We start from the raw sequence: 20453 nt of genomic DNA on the forward strand, positions 1-20453 counted from the left end.
CTCACGGCACGACGGCACGGCGCCGTCACCCGGGGCGCCTAGCTTGTCACTGCGAGGCATTGATGCTATGGTATTTTTCATACTTTTCACGTGCCCGTGAGGGCGCTTAGCTCCTCCCGGCCGAGCCCCTGCCTGCCGGCATGGGCGCCAACCTCATCGCTAGAGCCCCCATGCATCGTTGGAAACTTTCCGCCCTGGCCGCTGCGGCTATCTGCCTTGCCGGCCTGCATGCCCCCGATGCCTCCGCTCTGACGCTGGGCCGCGTCAGCGTCCAGTCCGCCCTGGGCGAACCCCTGCGGGCCGACATCGACCTGCCCCAGATCACCCCCGCCGAAGCCGAATCGCTGCGCGCCTCCCTGGCCACGCCCGACGTCTTCCGCGCGCAGGGCCTCGAATATTCGCCCACGCTCAACGGCGTGAACGTGGCGCTAGAACGGCGCTCCGACGGCAGCATGGCGCTGCGCCTGAGCAGCGACCGCCCCATCAACGACCCCTTCGTCGATCTGGTGATCGATGCCTCGTGGAACGCCGGCCGCGTCGTGCGCAGCTACACGATGCTGTTCGATCCCCCGTCGCTGCGGCGCCCGGCGCCGGCCGTGACGGCGGCCGCCCAGGTGACGGCCCCGCCCGCTGCCAGCCCCGCGGCGGCAGCCCGGCCCGCGCCCCAACCCCAGCCGCGGGCGGCAGCGGCACCGGCCCCCGCCCCGGCGGCACGCCCGCAGCCCTCGGCCGCGCCTGCCGCCCCGCGTCAGGCCGCGAGCCCCGCCCCCGACGAAGTGGTCGTGCGCCCCGGCGACACGGCCGGCCGCATCGCCAGCGCCAACCGGCCGGCGGGCGTGTCGCTCGACCAGATGCTGGTGGCGATGATGCGCGCCAACCCCGAGGCGTTCATCCGCGGCAACGTGAACCGCGTGCGCGCCGGCGCCGTGCTGCAACTGCCCGACGAGGCGCAGGCTCAGGCCACCCCGCCCGCCGAAGCGCGCCAGATCATCGCCGCGCAAAGCCGCGACTTCAACGAATTCCGCCGCCGCCTGGCCGCAGCCGCCCCCAAGGCCGAAGTGGCCGCCGCCGACCGTTCGGCCAGCGGCTCGGTGCAGACCCAGGTCGAAGACCGCAAGGCAGCCACCGCCGCGCCCGACAAGCTCACCCTCTCCAAGGGCGGCGTGCAGGCCAGCCGGGCCGAAGAACAGCTCGCCAAGGACAAGCAGGCCCACGAGGCATCGGCCCGCATGGCCGAGCTGTCCAAGAACATCTCCGACCTGAACAAGCTGAGCGCAGCCTCTCCGGCGGCCGGCGCTGCCAGTGCGGCCGCAGCGGCACCCGCCGCATCGGCCTCGGCCCCGAACGACGAAGCCAAGGCGGGCCTGAGCACCACCGCGCCGCAGCCTGCCGCCAGCGCAGCGGCTGCGGCCGCCTCTGCGGCAGCGGATTCCGCCTCGGCTCCGGCCAGCGCTGCCTCTGCAGCCCAGGCGGCCGCGTCGGCGCCGGCCAGCAGCCCCGCCGCCGCAGTGCCCCCGGCCGATGCGGCGGAGCAGCCGAGCTTCCTCTCCACCATGATGGAAGAACCGCTCGCGCCCGGCGCCGCGCTGGCCATCATCCTGGCCCTGCTGGGCTACGGGGGCTGGCGCGCTGCCAAGCGGCGCCGCGCCCAGGCCGCCGACAGCGCCTTCCTGGAAAGCCGCGTGCCGCCCGACTCGTTCTTCGGCGCCAGCGGCGGCGAGCGCGTGGACACTTCCAACGGCGGAGGCGCCAATTCGTCGCTGGCCTATTCGCCCAGCCAGCTCGATGCCGGCGGCGATGTGGACCCGGTGGCCGAAGCCGACGTGTACCTGGCCTACGGCCGCGACCTGCAGGCCGAGGAAATCCTCAAGGAAGCCGCGCGCCACCATCCCGAGCGCGTCGCCATTCCCGCCAAGCTGGCCGACATCTATGCCAAGCGGCAGGACCGCAAGGCGTTCGAGAGCGCGGCGCGCGACGTGCTGCGCCTGACGAACGGCCAGGGCCCCGACTGGAACCGCGTGGCCGAACAGGGCCGCAGCATCGACCCCGACAACAGCCTCTACCAAGAGGCTGCTCCGGCCGCCGCCGAGGCCAGCGCCTCTCCGGCGCCGGATGCCGTGGCACCGGGCGCCTTCGCCACCGCTCTGGCCGGCGCGGCCTTAGCCGCCGGGCTGGCGCAGGCGGAAGCGCCCGCACCGGCAGCCCCGGCCCCTGCCCCGGCAGAGACGTCCGACGACGACCTGGACATTGACCTCGACCTGAGCGGCGACGCGCTCAGCGAAGCCCCGCCCGCCGCCGAGGCGCCCGCGGCGCCGCCCCCGGCCTCGTCCTTCGCGCAGGCCGCCGCAGCGGCAGCCGGCGCCACGGCCGAGCCCGAAACCCCGCCAGCCCCGCCGTCCTTGCCCGACCTGGACCTGAGCGGCTTCGAAATGCCCGCCGATCCGCAGAGCCGTGCCCCGGCCAGCGCCGCAGCGGACGACGAGCGCATCGACCCGCCCGACTTCTCGGCCAGCGATCTGACCATGCTCGACGACGCGCCCGGCACGGCGCCGGATGCCGCCGCCGCTCCGCAGGAGCCCCGCGAATTCGACCTGGGCGATCTGTCGCTCGACCTCGACCTGCCCAACGCGAACGCCTCGGCCGAAGCCGCGCCCGCCAGCGAGGCCGCCGCGCCGGCCGCTGACGGTGAAACGGCGGCGGACGACCCGCTGGCGACCAAGCTGGCCCTGGCGGAAGAGTTCAACGCCATCGGCGACAGCGAAGGCGCGCGAACGCTGATCGAGGAAGTGATCGCCGAATCCTCGGGCGAATTGAAGGCCCGGGCGCAACGCCTGCTGGCAGATATCGGCTGATGGGCCGGCTCGCGAGCGGCGCCCGCTCCCCTCGTGCGGGAGCCGCGCCATGAGGATCGCCCTCGGAGTGGGCTACAACGGGCAGGCCTACAACGGCTGGCAGAGCCAGCCTTCGGGCAACACGGTGCAGGACCGGCTGGAGGCCGCGCTCACCCGCTTCGCCACCCAGCCGGTGGCGACGATGTGCGCCGGCCGCACCGATGCCGGCGTGCACGGCCTGATGCAGGTCGTGCATTTCGACACGCCGCTGGACCGCACGCCTTTTTCCTGGGTGCGCGGCACCAACACCTTTCTGCCGGCCGACATCTCCGTGCAATGGGCGCAGCCCGTGCCGGACACCTTCCACGCCCGCGCCAGCGCCATCGCCCGGCGCTATGCCTACGTGCTGCTGCAGTCGCCCGTCAAACCCGGCGTGGAGGCCGGCCGCGTGGGCTGGGTGTTCCACCCGCTCGACGGCGACGCCATGCGCGAGGCAGCGCAGCACCTGCTGGGCGAGCACGACTTCACCTCGTTCCGCGCCTCGGCCTGCCAGGCCAAGTCGCCCATCAAGACGCTGCGCCGCATCGACATCACCTGCCGCAGCACGGCGCCAGCGCAGGGCGCAGCGGGCTCCGTCAGCGGCCCGCACGGCTGGGCGCCCGGCTATTGGCGCTTCGAGTTCGAGGGCAATGCCTTCCTGCACCACATGATCCGCAACATCATGGGCTGCCTGATCGCCATCGGCCGCGGCGACCGCCCACCGGAGTGGATGCGCAGCGTGCGCGACGCGCTTTCGCGCGATGCGGCGGCGCCCACCTTCTCGCCCGACGGGCTGTATTTCGTCGGGCCGTCGTACGACGCCGCATGGGGCCTGCCCTCGCATGCGGCTGCGTATGATTGGCTGCCATGACCTCTGCCGGCAGCCCACTCCCCCACGCCCCCGCCCTCTCCGGACACCCTTCCCCGCTCCCCGCCCCGCCCGCAGCGCGCACCCGCGTCAAGATCTGCGGGCTGACGCGCGAGGAAGACGTCGATGCGGCCGTCGCGGCAGGGGCCGATGCCATCGGCTTCGTGCTCTACGCACCCAGCCCCCGGGCCGTCACGCCCGAGCGCGCCGCACAGCTGGCCCGGCGGCTGCCGCCCTTCGTCACGCCGGTGCTGCTGTTCGTGAACGAGTCCGCTCCCAAAATCATAGCTACCAGCGCACTGATTCCGGGCGCTACGCTGCAATTCCATGGCGATGAAACGCCCGAAGATTGCCTGGCGGCCACCGGCGGCGGCGCCCGCCCCTACCTGCGCGCGGCGCGTATTCCCCTGGGCGACGGCGCGGCGCGCTTCGACCTCGTAAAATACGCGCTCGATCACTCTCACGCCCAGGCCATATTGCTCGACGCCCACGTCGAAGGCTATGGCGGCGGCGGCAAGGCATTCAATTGGTCACTCCTGCCTCCAAGCGTCGGCTCTCACCTCGTTTTGTCTGGTGGACTCACGCCTGCAAACGTGACCGATGGCATCTGGCAGGTACGGCCGCGCTGCAAGACGCTGGCCGTTGACGTCTCCTCCGGCGTCGAAGCCGACGGCCCCGACGGCAAGCCCATCCGGGGCGTCAAGGACGCCGACAAGATCCACCGCTTCATCGCCGCCGTGCGCGCGGCCGATGCAGCCCCTGCACCTTCCATCCTCTGATGTCTGACTATTCCTTTCCCGATGCCGCGGGCCATTTCGGCACCTACGGCGGCAGCTTCGTCAGCGAGACGCTGACGCATGCCATCAACGAGCTGAAGGACGCCTACGCGCGCTATCAGCACGACCCGGAATTCCTCGCCGAATTCCACTACGAACTGGCGCACTTCGTCGGCCGGCCCTCGCCCGTCTATCACGCGGCGCGCACCAGCCGCGAGCTGGGCGGCGCGCAGATCTTCCTCAAGCGCGAAGACCTCAACCACACGGGCGCGCACAAGATCAACAACGTGATCGGCCAGGCCATGCTCGCCAAGCGCATGGGCAAGCCCCGCGTGATCGCCGAAACCGGCGCCGGCCAGCACGGCGTGGCCACAGCCACCATCTGCGCCCGCTACGGCCTGGAATGCGTGGTGTACATGGGCGCGGAAGACGTCAAGCGCCAGAGCCCCAACGTCTACCGCATGAAGCTGCTGGGCGCCACGGTGGTGCCGGTCGAATCCGGCAGCCGCACGCTGAAGGATGCGCTCAACGAAGCCATGCGCGACTGGGTGGCGAACGTGGACAACACCTTCTACATCATCGGCACGGTGGCGGGCCCGCACCCCTACCCGATGATGGTGCGCGACTTCCAGAGCGTGATCGGCAAGGAATGCATCACGCAGATGCCCGAGCTGCTGGCCGCCCAGCGCATCGCCTCCGAGCAGCCCGACGTGGTGGTCGCCTGCGTGGGCGGCGGCAGCAATGCCATGGGCATCTTCCACCCCTACATCCCGTACCCGAAGACGCGCCTGATCGGCGTGGAGGCGGCCGGCGAAGGGCTGGACAGCGGCAAGCATTCCGCCTCGCTGCAGCGCGGCAGCCCCGGCGTGCTGCACGGCAACCGCACCTTCATCCTGCAGGACGACAACGGCCAGATCACCGAGACGCACAGCATCAGCGCCGGCCTGGACTACCCCGGCGTCGGCCCCGAGCACGCCTGGCTGCAGGAACTCGGCCGCGCCGAATACGTGGGCGTGACCGACCGCCAGGCGCTGGAGGCCTTCCACGCCCTCTGCCGCACCGAAGGCATCATCCCCGCGCTCGAATCCAGCCACGCCATGGCCTATGCCATGCAGCTGGCGCCCACCATGCGGCCCGACCAGTCCATCCTGGTGAACCTCTCCGGCCGCGGCGACAAGGACATCGGCACGGTGGCCGACCTCTCCGGCGCGGATTTCTACGACCGCCCCTCCATGCGGGGCCATACCGTCAAGGGAGGGCCCGCAGCATGAACGCCCCCGCCAACCACATTGCCACCGCAGCCACCGGCGCCGCAGCCCCGGCCGCGCCGCGCAACCGTATCGCCACCACCTTCGCCGCCCTGCGCCAGCAGGGCCGCAAGGCGCTGATTCCCTACGTCACGGCCGGCTTTCCGTTCGCCGACATCACGCCCGCGCTGATGCACGGCATGGTCGAGGCCGGTGCCGACGTGATCGAGCTGGGCGTGCCCTTCTCCGACCCCATGGCCGACGGCCCCGTCATCCAGAAGGCCGGCGAAAAGGCACTGGCGCTGGGCATCGGCATGGCACAGGTGCTCGAACACGTGCGCGTCTTCCGCCAGCGCAACCAGGCCACGCCCGTGGTGCTGATGGGCTACGCCAACCCGGTGGAGCGCTACGACCAGCGCCACGGCGCGGGCGCCTTCGTGCGCGATGCGGCAGCGGCCGGCGTCGATGGCGTGCTCATCGTCGATTACCCGCCCGAGGAATGCGAGGCCTTCGCCGCCAGCCTGCGCGCGCACGGCATGGACCTGATCTTCCTCTTGGCCCCCACCAGCACCGAAGAGCGCATGCGGCAGGTGGCGCGCGTGGCCAGCGGCTATGTCTATTACGTCTCGCTCAAGGGCGTGACGGGCTCGGGCGCGCTCGACACCGCCGCCGTCGAGGCCATGCTGCCGCGCATCCGGCGGCAGCTGGGCGACGAGATCCCGGTGGGCGTGGGCTTCGGCATCCGCGACGCGGCCACGGCCCAGGCCATCGGCCGCGTGGCCGACGCGGTGGTCATCGGCAGCCGCATCATCCAGCTGATCGAGGAGCAGCCGCACGAGAAGGTGGTCGCCGTGACGGTGGACTTCCTGCGCGGCATCCGCAAGGCGCTCGACGCATAGAATAGAAGGCTACCCCCTGGGCGGCTTCGCCGCTTCCCCCTTCTCTCGCGCCAAGGCGCGGGAAGGGGGACACCGCCAGCGCGTCGGGGCGGCCCTTGCGCGGCGGCCTGCGCCTGGTCCGCGCCCCAATCGAACGCTGCGCTCGCTGGCCCATTCATACCCAGTCAAAGGAATTCTCATGTCCTGGCTCGAAAAACTCCTGCCGTCCAAAATCCAGCAAACCGATCCGACCGAGCGGCGCCAGATGCCCGAGGGGCTGTGGACCAAGTGCCCCAGCTGCGAGACGGTGCTCTACAAGACCGATCTGGAGCAGAACCAGAACGTCTGCCCCCATTGCGGCCATCACCACCGCATCGGCGCGCGTGCCCGGCTCAACGCCTTCCTCGATCCGGAAGGCCGCTACGAGATCGGCCAGGAAGTGCTGCCGGTCGATGCGCTCAAGTTCAAGGACAGCCGCAAGTACACCGAGCGCCTGAAGGAAGCGCTGGAGCACACCGGCGAGACCGATGCGCTCATCGTGATGGGCGGCGCGATCAAGAGCGTCAACGTGGTCGTCGCCTGCTTCGAGTTCGAGTTCATGGGCGGCTCCATGGGCAGCGTGGTGGGCGAGCGCTTCGTGCGCGGCGTGGAAGCCGCCATCGAGCAGAAGGTGCCCTTCATCTGCTTTACCGCCACCGGCGGCGCGCGCATGCAGGAAGGCCTGCTCTCGCTCATGCAGATGGCCAAGACCAACGCCGCGCTGACCCGACTGGCCAAGAAGGGCCTGCCCTACATCAGCGTGCTGACCGACCCGACCATGGGCGGCGTCTCGGCCGGCTTCGCCTTCGTGGGCGACATCGTGGTGGCCGAGCCCAAGGCGCTGATCGGCTTCGCCGGCCCGCGCGTGATCGAATCCACCGTGCGCGTGAAGCTGCCCGAGGGCTTCCAGCGCGCCGAGTTCCTGCAGACCAAGGGCGCCGTGGACTTCATCTGCGACCGCCGCGAGCTGCGCGACACGCTGGCCCGCAGCCTCGCCATGCTGCAGCGCCTGCCTGCCGACGCCGTGGCTTGAGACACGTCAGACACGCAAGACAGGCGCCCGCGAGGCGCTATCAAAAAAAAAGCCCCTGGCGCTTGTGCATCGAGCGCCAGGGGCTTTTTCAATGGGCGATGCGGCGGTACGGCCAGCTCAGAACATGACCGCGCCCTGGATATGCCCCAGCACGATGGTCAGCACCTGCAGCAGGATCAGCGCCACCAGCGGCGACAGGTCCACCCCGCCCAGCAGCGGCACCACGCGCCGGATGGGCCGCAGCAGGGGCTCGCACAGCCGGGCCACCACGTCGCCGATCAGCGAGCGGGCCTGCACCCACGACAGCACGGCATAGACGATCAGCAGGCCCATCAGCCCCGACACCGCCACGCGGGCCACGCCGAAGACCGCCAGCCAGATCAGCCAGACCACGCCCGGGCCCATGCCGCCCAGCAGCCAGAGGATGAGCAGCTGCGCCAGCTGCACCAGGAACGCGCCCACCAGGCTCGCCCAGTCGATGCCGCCGGCGGCGGGCAGCACGCGGCGCAGCGGCAGCACCAGCCAGTCGCTCAGGGCGAAGACCAGCCGGCCAACCGGATTGGAGAACGGCACGCGCTGCAGCTGCATGTAGAACCGCAGCAGGCAGGCCCCGGTGACCAGCCCGGCCACGACGTTGAGCAGAAAGGAAAGAATCTCGTAGAACATGGAGGGCATTCGATGGGATGAACGGGGCCGGCAGACGCGCCGCCCGATGGCGTGGGATGATAGCGGCCACACTTTGCCGCCTTGGCCCATGACCCGCCCTCTTGCGCTGTCTTCGCTGCCGCTCTTTCCGCTGGGCACCGTGCTCTTTCCCGGCGGCCAGCTGGCGCTGCGCGTGTTCGAGGTGCGCTACCTCGACATGGTGCGCAAGTGCCAGCAGGCCGGCGCGCCCTTCGGCGTGGTCGCGCTGCGCAGCGGCGACGAGGTGCGCCGCCCGGGCGCGCCGCAGGAGCAGTTCCACGACATGGGCACGCTGGCCGTGATCGAGCAGCTCGCCTCGCCGCAGTCCGGCCTGATCCACCTGCAATGCCGGGGCACGGAGCGCTTCCGCATCCAGTCGCGCAGCCAGCTGCCGCACGGCCTCTGGGTGGCCGACGTGGAGCAGTGCCCACCGGACCAGCCCGTGGCCGTGCCCGCCGACCTGGAGCGCATCGCCACCGCGCTGGCCCAGGTGATCGCCCAGCTGCGCCAGCGCGACCCGGACTTCGTGCAAGCCCTGCCCCAGCCCGAACAGCTGGCCGACTGCGGCTGGGTCGCCAACCGCTGGTGCGAGCTGCTGCCGGTGCCGCCCGAACTCAAGCAGCAGCTGATGGCGCTGGACAACCCCTTGCTGCGCCTGGAGCTGGTGGGCGACGTGCTGGACCGCACCGGCATCGCGCCGTGACGGCGTGCTGAATCCGGCCTTCCGAGGCATCCTCCGGCACACCGCCGCCGGGTCGCCACCGGATCGCCGCAGCCTGCGGCGGTCGGCAAACTTAGAATCGAGGCTTTTGGCCTTTCCCACCGGGCTGCGCCACTGCGCGCCGCCCTCATCGCCCTTTGCAGTCCATGTCCGAACACCACACGCCTTCCACCGCTCCTGACGACAACCAGCTCATCGCCGAGCGCCGCGAGAAACTCAAGGCGCTGCGCGAGGCCCAGGCGCAGGGCAAGGGCGTGGCCTTCCCCAACGACTTCCATCCCGCCCACCACGCGGCCGACCTGCAGGCGCAGTACGCCGACGCCACCGCCGAGACGCTCGAAGCCACGCCCGTCACCGTCAGCGTGGCCGGCCGCATGATGCTCAAGCGCGTGATGGGCAAGGCCAGCTTCGCCACGCTGCAGGACGGCTCGCTGGGCACCACCGGCGGCCGGCTGCAGATCTACGTCACGCGCGATGCGCTCGGCGAGGAGCTCTACGCCGCGTTCAAGCACTGGGACCTGGGCGACATCCTGGGCGCCGAAGGCACGCTGATGAAGACCAAGACCGGCGAGCTGTCGGTCAAGGTCACCACGCTGCGCCTGCTCACCAAGAGCCTGCGCCCCATGCCCGACAAGTTCCACGGCATGGCCGACCTGGAGCAGAAGGTGCGCCAGCGCTACGTCGATCTGATGACCGACGAGCAGGCCCGCCGCCGCTTCATCGCGCGCAGCAAGGCCGTCTCGGGCATCCGTGAATTCATGGTCGAGCACGGCTTCCTCGAAGTCGAGACGCCCATGCTGCACCCCATCCCCGGCGGCGCGAACGCCAAGCCCTTCGTCACGCACCACAACGCGCTCGACCAGGAGATGTACCTGCGCATCGCGCCCGAGCTCTACCTCAAGCGCCTGCTGGTGGGCGGCTTCGAGCGCGTGTTCGAGATCAACCGTAACTTCCGCAACGAAGGGGTGTCGGTGCGCCACAACCCCGAGTTCACGATGATGGAGTTCTACGCGGCCTACTGGAACTACCGCGACCTGATGGACTTCACCGAGCAGCTCGTGCGCGACGCCGCCCTGAAGGCCGTCGGCACGCTCGAACTGACCTACGGCGGCCGCGCCGTCGATCTGTCCAAGCCCTTCCAGCGCCTGACCATCCGCGAAGCCATCTTCCAGCACACCGAAGCCGGCGCGCACGTGGACGACGCCGCTTGGCTGACCAGCGCGCTCAAGAAGCTGGGCCTCTCGGAAGAGAAGGACCGCCTCTCCACCCGCACGCTGGCCGGCCTGCAGGTGCTCTACTTCGAGGAACTGGTCGAGGACAAGCTCTGGGAGCCCACCTTCATCATGGAGCACCCGACCGAGATCAGCCCGCTGGCGCGCGCCAACGACCTGCGCCCCGAGGTCACCGAACGCTTCGAGCTCTACATCACCGGCCGCGAATTCGGCAACGGCTTCTCCGAACTGAACGACGCCGAGGACCAGGCCGCCCGCTTCAACGCGCAGGTGTCGGCCAAGGACGCGGGCGACGACGAAGCCATGTACTTCGACCACGACTTCGTGCGTGCGCTCGAATACGGCATGCCGCCGGCCGGCGGCTGCGGCATCGGCATCGACCGCCTGATGATGCTGTTGACCGACAGCGCCAGCATCCGCGATGTGATCCTATTCCCGGCACTTCGCCGGGAACATTGAAAACACGCAGAATCGAGAGCGACGGGTGAGTCGCCTGGTGAACCCGGGCGTCCACCTCAACTCTCACTGCGTCGCGGCGCATCGGAGCATCTCATGACATCACCGGCCAGCGCCCCAGCCCGGCCCACCGCCAAGTATCTGCCGGCCGACGACACCTTCTCGGTCCTGGTGGTCGAGGACCAGCACTCCGTGCGGGCCGTCACCGTGGCCGAACTGCAGCGCGCCAAGGTGCCCGTCATCCACGAAGCCGACTCGGCCGATTCGGCGCTGCGCCAGTTCGTCACGCACCGGCCCGACCTGGTGCTGCTGGACATCCGCCTGCCCGGCCAGGACGGCTACTGGGTCGCCCAGCAGATGCGCGAGGCCGAGCCGGGCGGCTGGACGCCGATCATCTTCCTCTCGGGCCTGGACAACGAGGTGGACGTGTGGCGCGGCATCGAATCGGGCGGGGACGACTACATCGTCAAGCCCGTGCGGCCCATCGTGCTGGTGGCCAAGCTGCGCGCCATGCGCCGGCTGCTGGACATGCGCCGCCGGCTGGTCGCGCTGACCGAAGAACTGCACCAGGCGAACCAGCAGCTCAACGCCATGGTGGAGGCCGACGCGCTCACGGGCCTGGTGAACCGGCGCGGCTTCGACCGCATCCTGCACCAGGAACTGGTCGCCGCACGCCGCGAATGCACACCGCTCACGCTGATGCTGTGCGACCTGGACCATTTCAAGCGCTACAACGACACCGTGGGCCACGTGCAGGGCGACCGCTGCCTGCAGCAGCTGGGCAGCCTGCTGCGCGAGGTCTGCGTGCGCCCGCGCGACATGGCCGCGCGCTACGGCGGCGAAGAGTTCGCGCTGATCCTGCCCAACACGCCGCGCTCGGGCGCCATGACCTTCGCCCGCGCGCTCGGGCAGCTGCTCAAGAGCCGCGCCATCCCCCACCCCGACTCGCCGCTGGGCAGCCTGCTCACCCTCTCGGGCGGCATCACCACCTGCATGCCCGACGAGAGCACCAGCGCCGAAACCATGCTGATGCGCGCCGACCAGGCGCTCTACGCGGCCAAGGAACAGGGCCGCAACCGTTTCTTCAGCTTCGAGATGCAGATGGACACCGTGGAGCAGCGCCTCTTCTGAAGAGCGTGCCGCCCCTGCCGCACCCTGCCGACCCTTTTTGTACCGAATGAACAGCCAGCAACTGCATCTCCGAATCCACCAGATGTTGCCCGCCTGGGTCCAGGAATGGCTCGACATCATCGTCCCCGCCCTGCAGATCGTGGCCATCGTCGCCGTGGCCCTCTTGCTGCAGCGCGCGCTGCGCCGGCTGATCCGCCGCGCCGGCCAGCACTACCACTGGCCGCTGGAGCTGATGGTGCCCATCAACGGCGTGCTGCGCTGGATCATCCTGGGCAGCGCGGTGCTGCTGGTGCTCGAACGGCTGGGCGTGTCGGCCACCGTGCTGTGGACGGCCTTCACCGGCTTCGCCGCCGTGGGCGCGGTGGCCTTCTTCGCCGCGTGGAGCGTGCTCTCCAACCTGTTCTGCGCGCTGCTGATCTTCACCGTGGGCCCGTTCCGCCTGGGCGACTACATCGAGGTGCTGGACACCGCCGAAAAGCCCGGCGCCAAGGGCCGCGTGGTGGACATCAACCTGCTCTACACCACGCTGGAAGACTATGACGGGGGGCAGGACCACCCCGCGCTGCTGCAGATCCCCAACACGCTGATGTTCCAGCGCGTGGTGCGCCGCTGGCGGGGCGGCCCGCCGCCGCCCAGGCCCCAGCCGATAGTCGTGGCCGAGCCGCACGCGTCGGCGTCGCCACCGGCGGAAACGCCGCCGCCGCTCGCGGCCTCTTCGCGCAGCCCCTCAGCGGTCTGAGCGGGCATCGTGCGGGCTTCTGCCCGCTTTTGCCGGCTCATGCGGGGCCGCCGATGCAGGCCCCGTTCAGCCCCGTTCAGCCCCTCTCAGCTGCGCTCGTGTGCGTGACGCTGCCCCGGCTCCTGGTGCTGCGGCTCCCGGTGCGGTTGCTCGCGGTGCACCTCCGGTGACGCTGCGCGCGGGGCCTGCACCTGCGGGCGATGCGGCTCCTGCGGCATCTCGGCGCGACGCGGGGGCTGGGCCTGCGGGATGGCCTGCTGCATCGCGGCATGCGGAACATGCTGCTGCTGCAGCTGCTGCGCCCGCATCGCCGCCTCCTCGGCGCGCTGCGCGTGGGCTGGGGGCGCGGCATCCTGCCAGCGCTGGCGCATCGCATCTCCGCGCTCGCGCTCTCCGCCTCTCGCCCTGTCGTGCCCCGCAGGCGCCGCCATCGCCGCCTCGCGCGCATCGGCCCGGGGTGCAGCCGCCATCGCGGGGGCCGGGAAAGTGGCCTGCGGCTGCAGATGCTGCTGCGCGTGCGCTTCCTGGCGGGACTCGCGGGCCGGCGGCTGCTGCGCCTGCCCGGGCCGCTCGCTCATGAAGGGCGCGGCCAGGGCCGCGTTGGGCGCATGGCCCTGCGCCTGCCGGGCCGAGGCCTCCATCGCCCGCATCTCGCGCTCCTGCGGCACGCGGTGCGGCTGCGCCGGCACGCCGCCCGGCGTCAGGAACTGGGCCGCAGGCTGCATGTGCGTGGCCGGCATTCCATGCTCCTGCGCCGGGCGTTGGACAGGCGACAGCGCCGTGGCCAGGGAGAGCGCCTTGGGCGGCACCATCGCAGGCGCATGCCCCGCCTGCGGCTGCACAGGGGCCGAGCGCTGTGGCGCGGCGAAGGCCGCCATGGGTGCGGCGAGTGCGGCCGGCGCCACTGCGGCGGCGCCCGCGGGAGCCCCCGGCGCCCCGCCCTGGTAGTTGTTGTTGTTGACGGTGGTGTAGTGCTGGTTGTTGTTGACCGTGACGTTGCGGATGTTCTCGATCACGGTGCGCGAGTGCGAGACATAGGTCGCGCCCTGGTACACCACGGCCGGCGGCACGGGGGGCGGCGGCGGCGGCGCGCCCTCCACCCAGGCCGGCGGGCGCGGCGCGCCCCAATGCACGTTCCAGGCGTTCCAGCCCCAGGAAGGCGAATGCGCCGCCCAGCCGGCCACCGCGCCCACCACCACGCCCGCGCCGAAGGCCAGCCAGGTCTGCGACGGATCGGGCTGGGCCGCCACCAGCACCGGTGCCGGCGCGGCCCAGCGGTAGCCGGGATAGACCGGCACCGGCGTGCCATAGACCACCTGCGGGTCGTAGTGCGGCACATAGACGGTAGCGGGTTCGGCCGGCTCGATGGCGATCACGCTGGGCGGCGGCGCCACCACGGCCGGGCCGGCATAGAGCGGCACGGCCGGCGTCACCGTGGCAGGCATGGGCTGCGGCGCCGGCGCGGCGGCGGTGACCACCCGCAGCTTGGGCGAGCTGCGCAGCGTGCCGGCCTTGGTGGCGCGCTCGCGCATCACCTGGATGGCGTTCATCACGTCGGACGGGTCATGGTAGTAGGCCTGGCCCAGCGCGCTCGTCCACGGCAGGTTGGCCGCCAGCTGCTCCAGCACGTTCGGGAAGGCGGTGAGCGCCTTCACGCTCGGGTCCCATGGCTGGTCGTTGACGGCGCGCACCAGCGCATCGCCCCGCAGGCCGGGGTTGCGACCCAGCCAGCCTGCGGCGTCGGTGATCTGGTCGGGATAGGTGGAGGCCGCCAGCACCTGGGCCACCAGCCGGTCCGGGTAGAGGGCAATGGGCGCCACCATCTGGTAGAGGTTCTGCGCCGAAGGCGGCGTGTAGGCCACCGACGTGGCGGCCGGGGCCGATGCGGCGGCGGCCGGGGCCGATGCGGCGGCGGCCGGGGCCTGGGCGGCGGCCTGCGGCGCGGCCGCCGCGTCGGGGCTGGGCCGCTGGCAGGCGGTGAGCACGGCGGCGGCCAGCAGGGCCAGCGCATAGCGCGGAGCGTGGCGGCGCACGGAAAGGCGCACGGAGTGGGGCACCGATGGGCGCGCGGGGCGGCTGGTCAGGGCTGGGATGTCACCGCCCTGGGCGGCGGAAGCGAGGGGCTGCTGCATGAAGGAAGACTCCGGCGAAGCGGGAGCCGCGAATGCATGCCTCCCGCTCCTCCAACGCGCCGGGGGCCGGGCAGCGTTGACCCGGGGCAGGCCGCCAGGCCCGAACCCTTGCCACACCACACCGCCGTGACATCCACTTACGCTTCCTTGACCTTGCCGATACCCGATAGCGGCCAGGCGCCCTGCCCCGCCGCTGCGGCCTTCACGCCGGCGGCGGTAGGCAGCCGCTCAGAACGTGTTCACGTTCTCAGGGCAGGCAGTCCAGCGCGGCCATGTAGGCCGGCTGCAGCATGAGTTCGTCCCAAGGCTGGGGCAGGGTTTCGGGCAGCAGGGCCAGGCGGCGCGATTCGCTGTCGGCGCTGGGCTGCCAGCGGCCGTCGGCAGCGGCGGCTTCGAGGCCTTCCAGCACCTCGTCGAGCACGCGGCTGCCGCCCAGGCTCTGGTTGCACAGCAGCACCAGATCGCAGCCGGCATCGAGCGCGGCCAGGGCCGCGTCGGTGTAGCCCACGGGCTGGCCGTCGATGCGGCGGGCGCCTTCCATGCTCAGGTCATCGCTGAAGATGGCGCCGTCGAAGCGCAGCTGCCCGCGCAGGATCTCCTGCAGCCAGCGGCGCGAGAAGCCCGCGGGCCGCGCATCCACCTTGGGGTAGATGACGTGGGCCGGCATGACGCTGGCGAGCGTGCTGGAGAGCCACGGATACGGCGCCGCGTCGTCGGCCAGGATGGCCTTGAGGCTGCGGCGGTCCACCGGAATGTCGGTGTGCGAATCGGCCTGGACGAAGCCGTGCCCCGGAAAGTGCTTGCCGCAGTGCGCCATGCCGGCCTGCAGCAGGCCGTGCATCAGGCTCTTGGCCAGCAGCGCGACCACGCGCGGGTCGCGGTGGAAGCTGCGGTCGCCGATGACGCCGCTCTCACCGTAATCCAGGTCCAGCACGGGCGTGAAGCTGAAATCGACGCCGCAGGCGCGCAGCTCGCTGCCCAGCACGTAGCCCGCCGCCGTGGCGGCATTGGTGGCGCGCATGGCGCCCGCGCCCTGGCGTGCCCGGGCGCCCTGGCCGTCGTCGTCCCACAGCTGGCCCAAGGCGCGCATGGGCGGCAGGTGGGTGAAGCCGTCGGTGCGAAAGCGCTGCACGCGGCCGCCTTCGTGGTCCACGCAGATCAGCAGGTCGCTGCGCACGGCCTTGATGGCGGCAGTGAGTTCCAGCAGCTGCGCGCGGCTTTCCCAGTTGCGCGCGAAGAGGATGACGCCGCCCGCCAGCGGGTGCGCCAGGCGGCGGCGGTCGTCGGCCGTCAGCGTGGTGCCGGCGACGTCGAGGATGAGGGGGGTGTGTTCGGTCATGGTGATTTGCTACTTTATCGATAGCGGCCGGCGCTTGATCTACAAGCGCTGCCGGCTGCTGGGGATGGTATCCATCGGGTCTTGCGTCAGGCCTTCTTCTCGACCACGCAGAAGCTGGCCGCGTAGTCGCTCTCGTCGGTCAGGGTGATGTGGCAGTGCAGGCCCTGCGCTTCGAACCATTCCTTGAGCGCGCCGTGCAGCACCACCTGCGGCTGGCCGCTGGGCAGGTTGGCGATCTCGCAGTGGCGCCAGGTCATGGGCATGCGCATGCCGAGGCCGATCGCCTTGCTGAACGATTCCTTGGCCGAAAAGCGCGTGGCCAGGTAGCGCAGACCCCGGTCGGGCCAGCGTTCGCTGCGGCGGCGCCAGATGGCGAGCTCACCCTCGGCCAGCACCTTTTCGGCGAAGCGGTCGCCGTGGCGCTCCAGGCTGGCGCGGATGCGGCGCACGTCGCAGATGTCGGTGCCTATGCCGTAGATCATGTGAAGAAGGCTTTCAGTGCCGTAGAGGCCGCTGGCGCAGGCTGTGCCTGCATCATCAGCTATCGAAATATGAGTGATGGAGTCGGTGCCCGGCCGGCCGGCGGGCTGGCTGGCGATTTCAGCGCCGCGCCATGCCCTCGTCGATGCAGCGCTGGTAGGCCTGCACGGTGGCGGCATAGCCCAGTTCCAGCGCATCGGCGATCAGGGCGTGGCCGATGGAGACTTCGAGCAGCCCCGGCACGCCCTGCACGAAGGCCGCCAGGTTGTCCTGGTTCAGGTCGTGCCCGGCGTTCACGCCCAGGCCCGCATCCAGCGCGGCCTGCGCGGCGGCGGCGTAGCGGGCCAGCTGGGCGGCGGCCTCGGGCGTGCCCCAGGCGGCGGCGTAGGGTTCGGTGTAGAGCTCGACGCGGTCGGCGCCCACGGCGCGGGCGGCGGCCATCTGCCCGGGCTCCGGGTCCATGAAGAGGCTCACGCGCACGCCCAGGGCGCGGCACTCGGCCACCAGGGGCGCGAGGCGCTCGGCGTCCTGCGGAAAGCTCCAGCCGTGGTCGCTGGTGAACTGGTCTTCGCTGTCGGGCACGAAGGTGGCCTGCTGGGGCCGCACCGTGCGGATGAACTCCATCAGGTTCTGCGAAGGGTTGCCCTCGATGTTGAATTCGCGGCCGGGCCAGGCCTGGAGCAGCTCGGCCAGCGCATGCACGTCGGTGGCGCGGATGTGGCGCTCGTCGGGGCGTGGATGCACGGTGATGCCCTGCGCGCCCGCCTGCAGGCACAGCTCGGCCGCGCGCGTGACGCTGGGAATGCCCAGGTGCCGGGTGTTGCGCACCAGCGCCACCTTGTTCACGTTGACCGAAAGGGCCGTGCGGCCGGGAGCGTCGTGGGCGGTGGCGTGGGGGACGGGAGTGGTCGTGGTCATAGCAGTTGCAGATCCATCATGAGCTGGCGCGTGCGCAGCAGCGGGCTGCCGCAATGGTATTGCAGCAGGGTGCGCAGCTGGGGCTTGAGGTCGGCGGTCATGGGCGTGTCGGTGGGGGCGGCGATCGCCCGCAGCGTGGGGGTGTAGCTGCCCGCGCCGCCGGGCTCCAGCGCGCGCTGCAGCGCCAGCCATTGCGCGCCGGGCAGCGTGGCGCGGTCGCCCGGCAAAGCGGCGCGCAGGCCGGCCTCGGGCACCAGCGCATAGCGGGCGGCGGGCTGCAGGCGGGTGAGGGTCATGGTCTCGGCATCGAGCGCGGGCAGCAGGCCGATCTCGCGCAGCAGCAGCAGCTCGAAGCTGCGCAGCACCGGCTCCAGCGCATCGCCGTGGCTGCCGCTGCCCAGCACGCGCACCACGCCGGCATAGGCATCGAAGAGCGGCGCATGGGCGTCTTCGCGCGCCACCAGGCGCATCAGCAGCTCGTTCAGGTAAAGGCCCGCCAGCAGCGCGTCGCCCGTGGGCATGACGTGGCCGCCCACCCATTCCGCGCCCTTGAGCGGATGCACCTCGCCCAGCCCTTCGGCGGTGACGGTGTAGCCCACCCGCAGGGGCTGCAGCGGCAGCAGCACGGGGCGGAAGTTGGAGGTCGGCTTCTTCGCCCCCTTGGCCACCAGCGCCACCCGGCCATAGTGGCGAGTGAACACGTCCAGGATCAGGCTGGACTCGCTCCAGTCGTAGCGGTGCAGCACATAGGCAGGCTCTTCGGCAATGCGGCGCGCAGGCATGGTTTGCTATGCAATCAATAGCTGCTTGCGCAGACTGGATGCGCGCAAGAGGCCGATTTCCTTGGAAGGGAGGATGAAGGAACCCGCCGGGAGCACGGCGCTCCGCACATTCACCGGCCTCACCCGTCAGCAGGCCGCGGAGCAGGCCACGCCAGCAGACGCCGCGGAGCGGGCTTGGCCCGGCCGCCGGCGTCGTCCCCCCTCCCGCAGGAGAGGGGGGAAGGCGCGCAGCGCCTCAGGGGGGTGTTCGTCACTCATACCCGAAGGAGCGCACCCGCGCCTCGTCGTCCGCCCAGCCCGAGCGCACCTTCACCCAGACTTCGAGGAACACCTTGGCGTCCATGAGCTTTTCCATCTCCTGCCGGGCTTCGGTGCTGATGCGCTTGAGGCGCTCGCCCTTCTCGCCGATGACCATGGCCTTGTGGCCGTCGCGCTCGACGACGATGGTGGCCGCCACGCGCAGGAAGCGCTTGTGGGTCTTGCTGGGCTCTTCGTCGAACTTGTCGATGACGACGGTGGAGGTGTAGGGCAGCTCGTCGCCCGTGAAGCGGAAGAGCTTCTCGCGCACGGTCTCGCTGGCGAGGAACTTCTCGCTGCGGTCGGTCAGCTCGCCCTCGGAGTACCAGAAGGGCTGCTCGGGCAGGTACTTCTCGCAGATGCCGAACAGGCGCTCGATGTCGCCCTTGTTCTTGGCCGACATGGGCACGAACTCGGCGAACGGATGGCGCTCCTGCATGCCCTTGAGCCAGGGCGCGATCTCGGCGCGGCGATGCACCTCGTCGAGCTTGTTGGCGATCAGCAGCGTCGGAATGCCGGGCTTGAAGAGCGACAGCACCTTGGCGTCGGCCAGCGTGAAGCTGCCGGCCTCCACCACGAAGAGGATCAGGTCCACGTCGCCGATGGCGCCCATCACCGTCTTGTTGAGCGACTTGTTCAGCGCCGTGCTGTGCTTGGTCTGGAAGCCCGGCGTATCGACGAAGACGAACTGCGTCGCCTCGCGCGTGCGGATGCCGGTGATGCGGTGGCGCGTGGTCTGCGCCTTGCGCGAGGTGATGGAGATCTTCTGCCCCACCAGCGCGTTCATCAGCGTGGACTTGCCCACGTTGGGCTTGCCCACGATGGCGATCAGGCCGCAGCGCTGGCCGGCCGTGCTGGCGGCAGCAGCAGCGCCGGACGCGCTGGCGCCGGCCAGCACCGGGCCTGCGCCCGGCTTGGCGGCGGCGAGCATCGCCTCCAGATCATTCTGGCCGGCAGCGCCCGTGTTCTCTGCGCCACCAGCTACGTTTTTGGTAGCGTCCTGGGAATTCATGCTTGCTTCTTCGCTTTCTTGAGGGCGGCCAGCAGCGCGGCGGCTGCAGCCTGTTCGCCGGCCCGGCGCGAACCGCCGGTGCCGCGTTCGGTCAGGCCCAATTCAGGGATGGTGCACTCGACATCGAAGGTCTGGCTGTGCGCTGCGCCCACGGTGCCCACCACGCGGTAGACGGGCAGCTTCATTTTGCGGCCCTGCAGCCACTCCTGCAATGCGGTCTTCGGGTCCTTGGCGGCGGCCTGCATCTGCGGGTTCACATCCATGCCCTCGAAGAGCCGGTGCACCAACGCCTCGGCGGGGGCATAGCCGGCATCGAGATAGACGGCGCCGATCACGGCCTCCAGCGCGTCGGCCAGGATGGACGGCCGCTGCTTGCCGCCGGACTTGGATTCGCCCTCGCCCAGGCGCAGCACCTCGGGCAGCTTCAGCCGCAGCGCCAGGCCGTGCAGGCTCTCCTGCCGCACGAGGTTGGCGCGCACGCGCGAGAGATCGCCCTCGGGCTGGTCGGCCAGCCGGCGGTAGAGCAGGCTGGAGACGGCCAGGTTCAGTACCGAATCGCCCAGGAATTCCAGGCGCTCGTTGTGGTCGGCGGAAAAGCTGCGGTGCGTGATGGCGCGCTGCAGCAGGGAGGCGTCGGAGAACGTGTGCTGCAGGCGGTCCTGCAGCTGGGAAAGAAGGGGTGGCAGCACTGAGTGGGGGGAGCTAGGTCGGGGGTGCGTTGACAACAGAAGGCGGGGATGGAGCCGGTGGGTATCCGGCGTGTCGGGGGGCGTCAGGGCGGGTTGCGAAAGCGCGGCCGGCCCGGGCGCCGAGCGCGGC

General features: G+C 70.7%; 18 protein-coding genes. 10 read left to right on the forward strand and 8 right to left on the reverse strand.

All coding sequences use genetic code 11. The features are described from left to right. Positions 1-170 precede the first annotated feature (170 nt). The 6 genes from BM070_RS08680 (at position 171) to accD (ending at position 7711) form a co-directional block, all read left to right on the forward strand. Positions 171-2852, forward strand: coding sequence for a motility hub landmark protein FimV (locus BM070_RS08680; RefSeq protein WP_092939185.1), 2682 nt, complete (start codon positions 171-173; stop codon positions 2850-2852). A gap of 49 nt (positions 2853-2901) precedes the next feature. Beyond that, on the forward strand, positions 2902-3741 hold the full coding sequence (gene truA / locus BM070_RS08685; protein ID WP_092939186.1) for a tRNA pseudouridine(38-40) synthase TruA: 840 nt from the start codon (positions 2902-2904) through the stop codon (positions 3739-3741). Further along, positions 3738-4517, forward strand: coding sequence for a phosphoribosylanthranilate isomerase (locus BM070_RS08690; protein WP_092939187.1), 780 nt, complete (start codon positions 3738-3740; stop codon positions 4515-4517). Before truA ends, BM070_RS08690 begins: the two co-directional genes overlap by 4 nt. Next, complete coding sequence (gene trpB, locus BM070_RS08695; protein WP_092939188.1) at positions 4517-5785, forward strand: tryptophan synthase subunit beta; 1269 nt, start codon at positions 4517-4519, stop codon at positions 5783-5785. Before BM070_RS08690 ends, trpB begins: the two co-directional genes overlap by 1 nt. Further along, a complete protein-coding gene (trpA, locus tag BM070_RS08700) occupies positions 5782-6660 on the forward strand; it encodes a tryptophan synthase subunit alpha (RefSeq protein WP_434803179.1) in 879 nt (292 codons plus the stop codon). The genes trpB and trpA overlap by 4 nt, the downstream gene beginning before the upstream one ends. Before the next feature lie 178 nt (positions 6661-6838). Continuing rightward, a complete protein-coding gene (gene accD, locus BM070_RS08705; RefSeq protein ID WP_092939189.1) occupies positions 6839-7711 on the forward strand; it encodes an acetyl-CoA carboxylase, carboxyltransferase subunit beta in 873 nt (290 codons plus the stop codon). Positions 7712-7828: 117 nt separating this feature from the next. Here accD and BM070_RS08710 read toward each other — a convergent pair whose 3' ends face one another. Next, complete coding sequence (locus tag BM070_RS08710; RefSeq protein ID WP_092939190.1) at positions 7829-8377, reverse strand: YggT family protein; 549 nt, start codon at positions 8375-8377, stop codon at positions 7829-7831. A gap of 88 nt (positions 8378-8465) precedes the next feature. Here BM070_RS08710 and BM070_RS08715 point away from each other — a divergent pair, with 88 nt between their 5' ends. The 4 genes from BM070_RS08715 (at position 8466) to BM070_RS08730 (ending at position 12674) form a co-directional block, all read left to right on the forward strand. Further along, positions 8466-9098, forward strand: a complete 633-nt coding sequence (locus BM070_RS08715) for an LON peptidase substrate-binding domain-containing protein (protein ID WP_092939191.1) — start codon at positions 8466-8468, stop codon at positions 9096-9098. 164 nt (positions 9099-9262) lie between these two features. After that, entirely contained in the window at positions 9263-10807 is a 1545-nt protein-coding gene (lysS, locus tag BM070_RS08720) for a lysine--tRNA ligase (protein ID WP_092939192.1), read from the forward strand. Positions 10808-10900: 93 nt separating this feature from the next. Further along, positions 10901-11935 (forward strand): GGDEF domain-containing response regulator, encoded by a 1035-nt coding sequence (locus BM070_RS08725; RefSeq protein ID WP_092939193.1) that lies wholly within the window; start codon positions 10901-10903, stop codon positions 11933-11935. Between the two features lie 46 nt (positions 11936-11981). Continuing rightward, a complete protein-coding gene (locus BM070_RS08730) occupies positions 11982-12674 on the forward strand; it encodes a mechanosensitive ion channel family protein (RefSeq protein ID WP_092939194.1) in 693 nt (230 codons plus the stop codon). 86 nt (positions 12675-12760) lie between these two features. Here the strand turns inward: BM070_RS08730 and BM070_RS25020 are convergent, their stop codons facing one another. The 7 genes from BM070_RS25020 to rnc all read right to left on the reverse strand — a co-directional run bounded on the left by BM070_RS25020 (position 12761) and on the right by rnc (position 20320). Continuing rightward, positions 12761-14806: a DUF3300 domain-containing protein gene (locus BM070_RS25020; RefSeq protein ID WP_217648938.1), complete on the reverse strand. Its 2046-nt coding sequence runs from the start codon at positions 14804-14806 to the stop codon at positions 12761-12763. Between the two features lie 247 nt (positions 14807-15053). Continuing rightward, complete coding sequence (gene nagZ / locus BM070_RS08740; RefSeq protein WP_092939195.1) at positions 15054-16145, reverse strand: beta-N-acetylhexosaminidase; 1092 nt, start codon at positions 16143-16145, stop codon at positions 15054-15056. A gap of 86 nt (positions 16146-16231) precedes the next feature. Further along, positions 16232-16627: a holo-ACP synthase gene (acpS, locus tag BM070_RS08745; protein WP_092939196.1), complete on the reverse strand. Its 396-nt coding sequence runs from the start codon at positions 16625-16627 to the stop codon at positions 16232-16234. A gap of 118 nt (positions 16628-16745) precedes the next feature. Next, on the reverse strand, positions 16746-17543 hold the full coding sequence (locus BM070_RS08750; protein WP_092939197.1) for a pyridoxine 5'-phosphate synthase: 798 nt from the start codon (positions 17541-17543) through the stop codon (positions 16746-16748). Then, entirely contained in the window at positions 17540-18325 is a 786-nt protein-coding gene (recO, locus tag BM070_RS08755) for a DNA repair protein RecO (RefSeq protein ID WP_092939198.1), read from the reverse strand. Before recO ends, BM070_RS08750 begins: the two co-directional genes overlap by 4 nt. A 250-nt stretch (positions 18326-18575) precedes the next feature. Then, on the reverse strand, positions 18576-19634 hold the full coding sequence (gene era, locus BM070_RS08760) for a GTPase Era (RefSeq protein WP_092939199.1): 1059 nt from the start codon (positions 19632-19634) through the stop codon (positions 18576-18578). After that, positions 19631-20320, reverse strand: coding sequence for a ribonuclease III (gene rnc / locus BM070_RS08765; RefSeq protein ID WP_092939254.1), 690 nt, complete (start codon positions 20318-20320; stop codon positions 19631-19633). The genes era and rnc overlap by 4 nt, the downstream gene beginning before the upstream one ends. Positions 20321-20453 lie beyond the last annotated feature (133 nt).

Source organism: Paracidovorax wautersii (genome assembly GCF_900113035.1).
GTDB lineage: Bacteria > Pseudomonadota > Gammaproteobacteria > Burkholderiales > Burkholderiaceae_C > Paracidovorax > Paracidovorax wautersii.

Excerpts from the sequence above, each read along its gene's own strand:
- BM070_RS08680 (WP_092939185.1), top strand. The coding sequence starts at position 171 with ATGCATCGTTGGAAACTTTCCGCCCTGGCCGCTGCGGCTATCTGCCTT.
- truA (WP_092939186.1), top strand. The coding sequence starts at position 2,902 with ATGAGGATCGCCCTCGGAGTGGGCTACAACGGGCAGGCCTACAACGGC.
- BM070_RS08690 (WP_092939187.1), top strand. The coding sequence starts at position 3,738 with ATGACCTCTGCCGGCAGCCCACTCCCCCACGCCCCCGCCCTCTCCGGA.
- trpB (WP_092939188.1), top strand. The coding sequence starts at position 4,517 with ATGTCTGACTATTCCTTTCCCGATGCCGCGGGCCATTTCGGCACCTAC.
- trpA (WP_434803179.1), top strand. The coding sequence starts at position 5,782 with ATGAACGCCCCCGCCAACCACATTGCCACCGCAGCCACCGGCGCCGCA.
- accD (WP_092939189.1), top strand. The coding sequence starts at position 6,839 with ATGTCCTGGCTCGAAAAACTCCTGCCGTCCAAAATCCAGCAAACCGAT.
- BM070_RS08710 (WP_092939190.1), bottom strand. The coding sequence starts at position 8,377 with ATGTTCTACGAGATTCTTTCCTTTCTGCTCAACGTCGTGGCCGGGCTG.
- BM070_RS08715 (WP_092939191.1), top strand. The coding sequence starts at position 8,466 with ATGACCCGCCCTCTTGCGCTGTCTTCGCTGCCGCTCTTTCCGCTGGGC.
- lysS (WP_092939192.1), top strand. The coding sequence starts at position 9,263 with ATGTCCGAACACCACACGCCTTCCACCGCTCCTGACGACAACCAGCTC.
- BM070_RS08725 (WP_092939193.1), top strand. The coding sequence starts at position 10,901 with ATGACATCACCGGCCAGCGCCCCAGCCCGGCCCACCGCCAAGTATCTG.
- BM070_RS08730 (WP_092939194.1), top strand. The coding sequence starts at position 11,982 with ATGAACAGCCAGCAACTGCATCTCCGAATCCACCAGATGTTGCCCGCC.
- BM070_RS25020 (WP_217648938.1), bottom strand. The coding sequence starts at position 14,806 with ATGCAGCAGCCCCTCGCTTCCGCCGCCCAGGGCGGTGACATCCCAGCC.
- nagZ (WP_092939195.1), bottom strand. The coding sequence starts at position 16,145 with ATGACCGAACACACCCCCCTCATCCTCGACGTCGCCGGCACCACGCTG.
- acpS (WP_092939196.1), bottom strand. The coding sequence starts at position 16,627 with ATGATCTACGGCATAGGCACCGACATCTGCGACGTGCGCCGCATCCGC.
- BM070_RS08750 (WP_092939197.1), bottom strand. The coding sequence starts at position 17,543 with ATGACCACGACCACTCCCGTCCCCCACGCCACCGCCCACGACGCTCCC.
- recO (WP_092939198.1), bottom strand. The coding sequence starts at position 18,325 with ATGCCTGCGCGCCGCATTGCCGAAGAGCCTGCCTATGTGCTGCACCGC.
- era (WP_092939199.1), bottom strand. The coding sequence starts at position 19,634 with ATGAATTCCCAGGACGCTACCAAAAACGTAGCTGGTGGCGCAGAGAAC.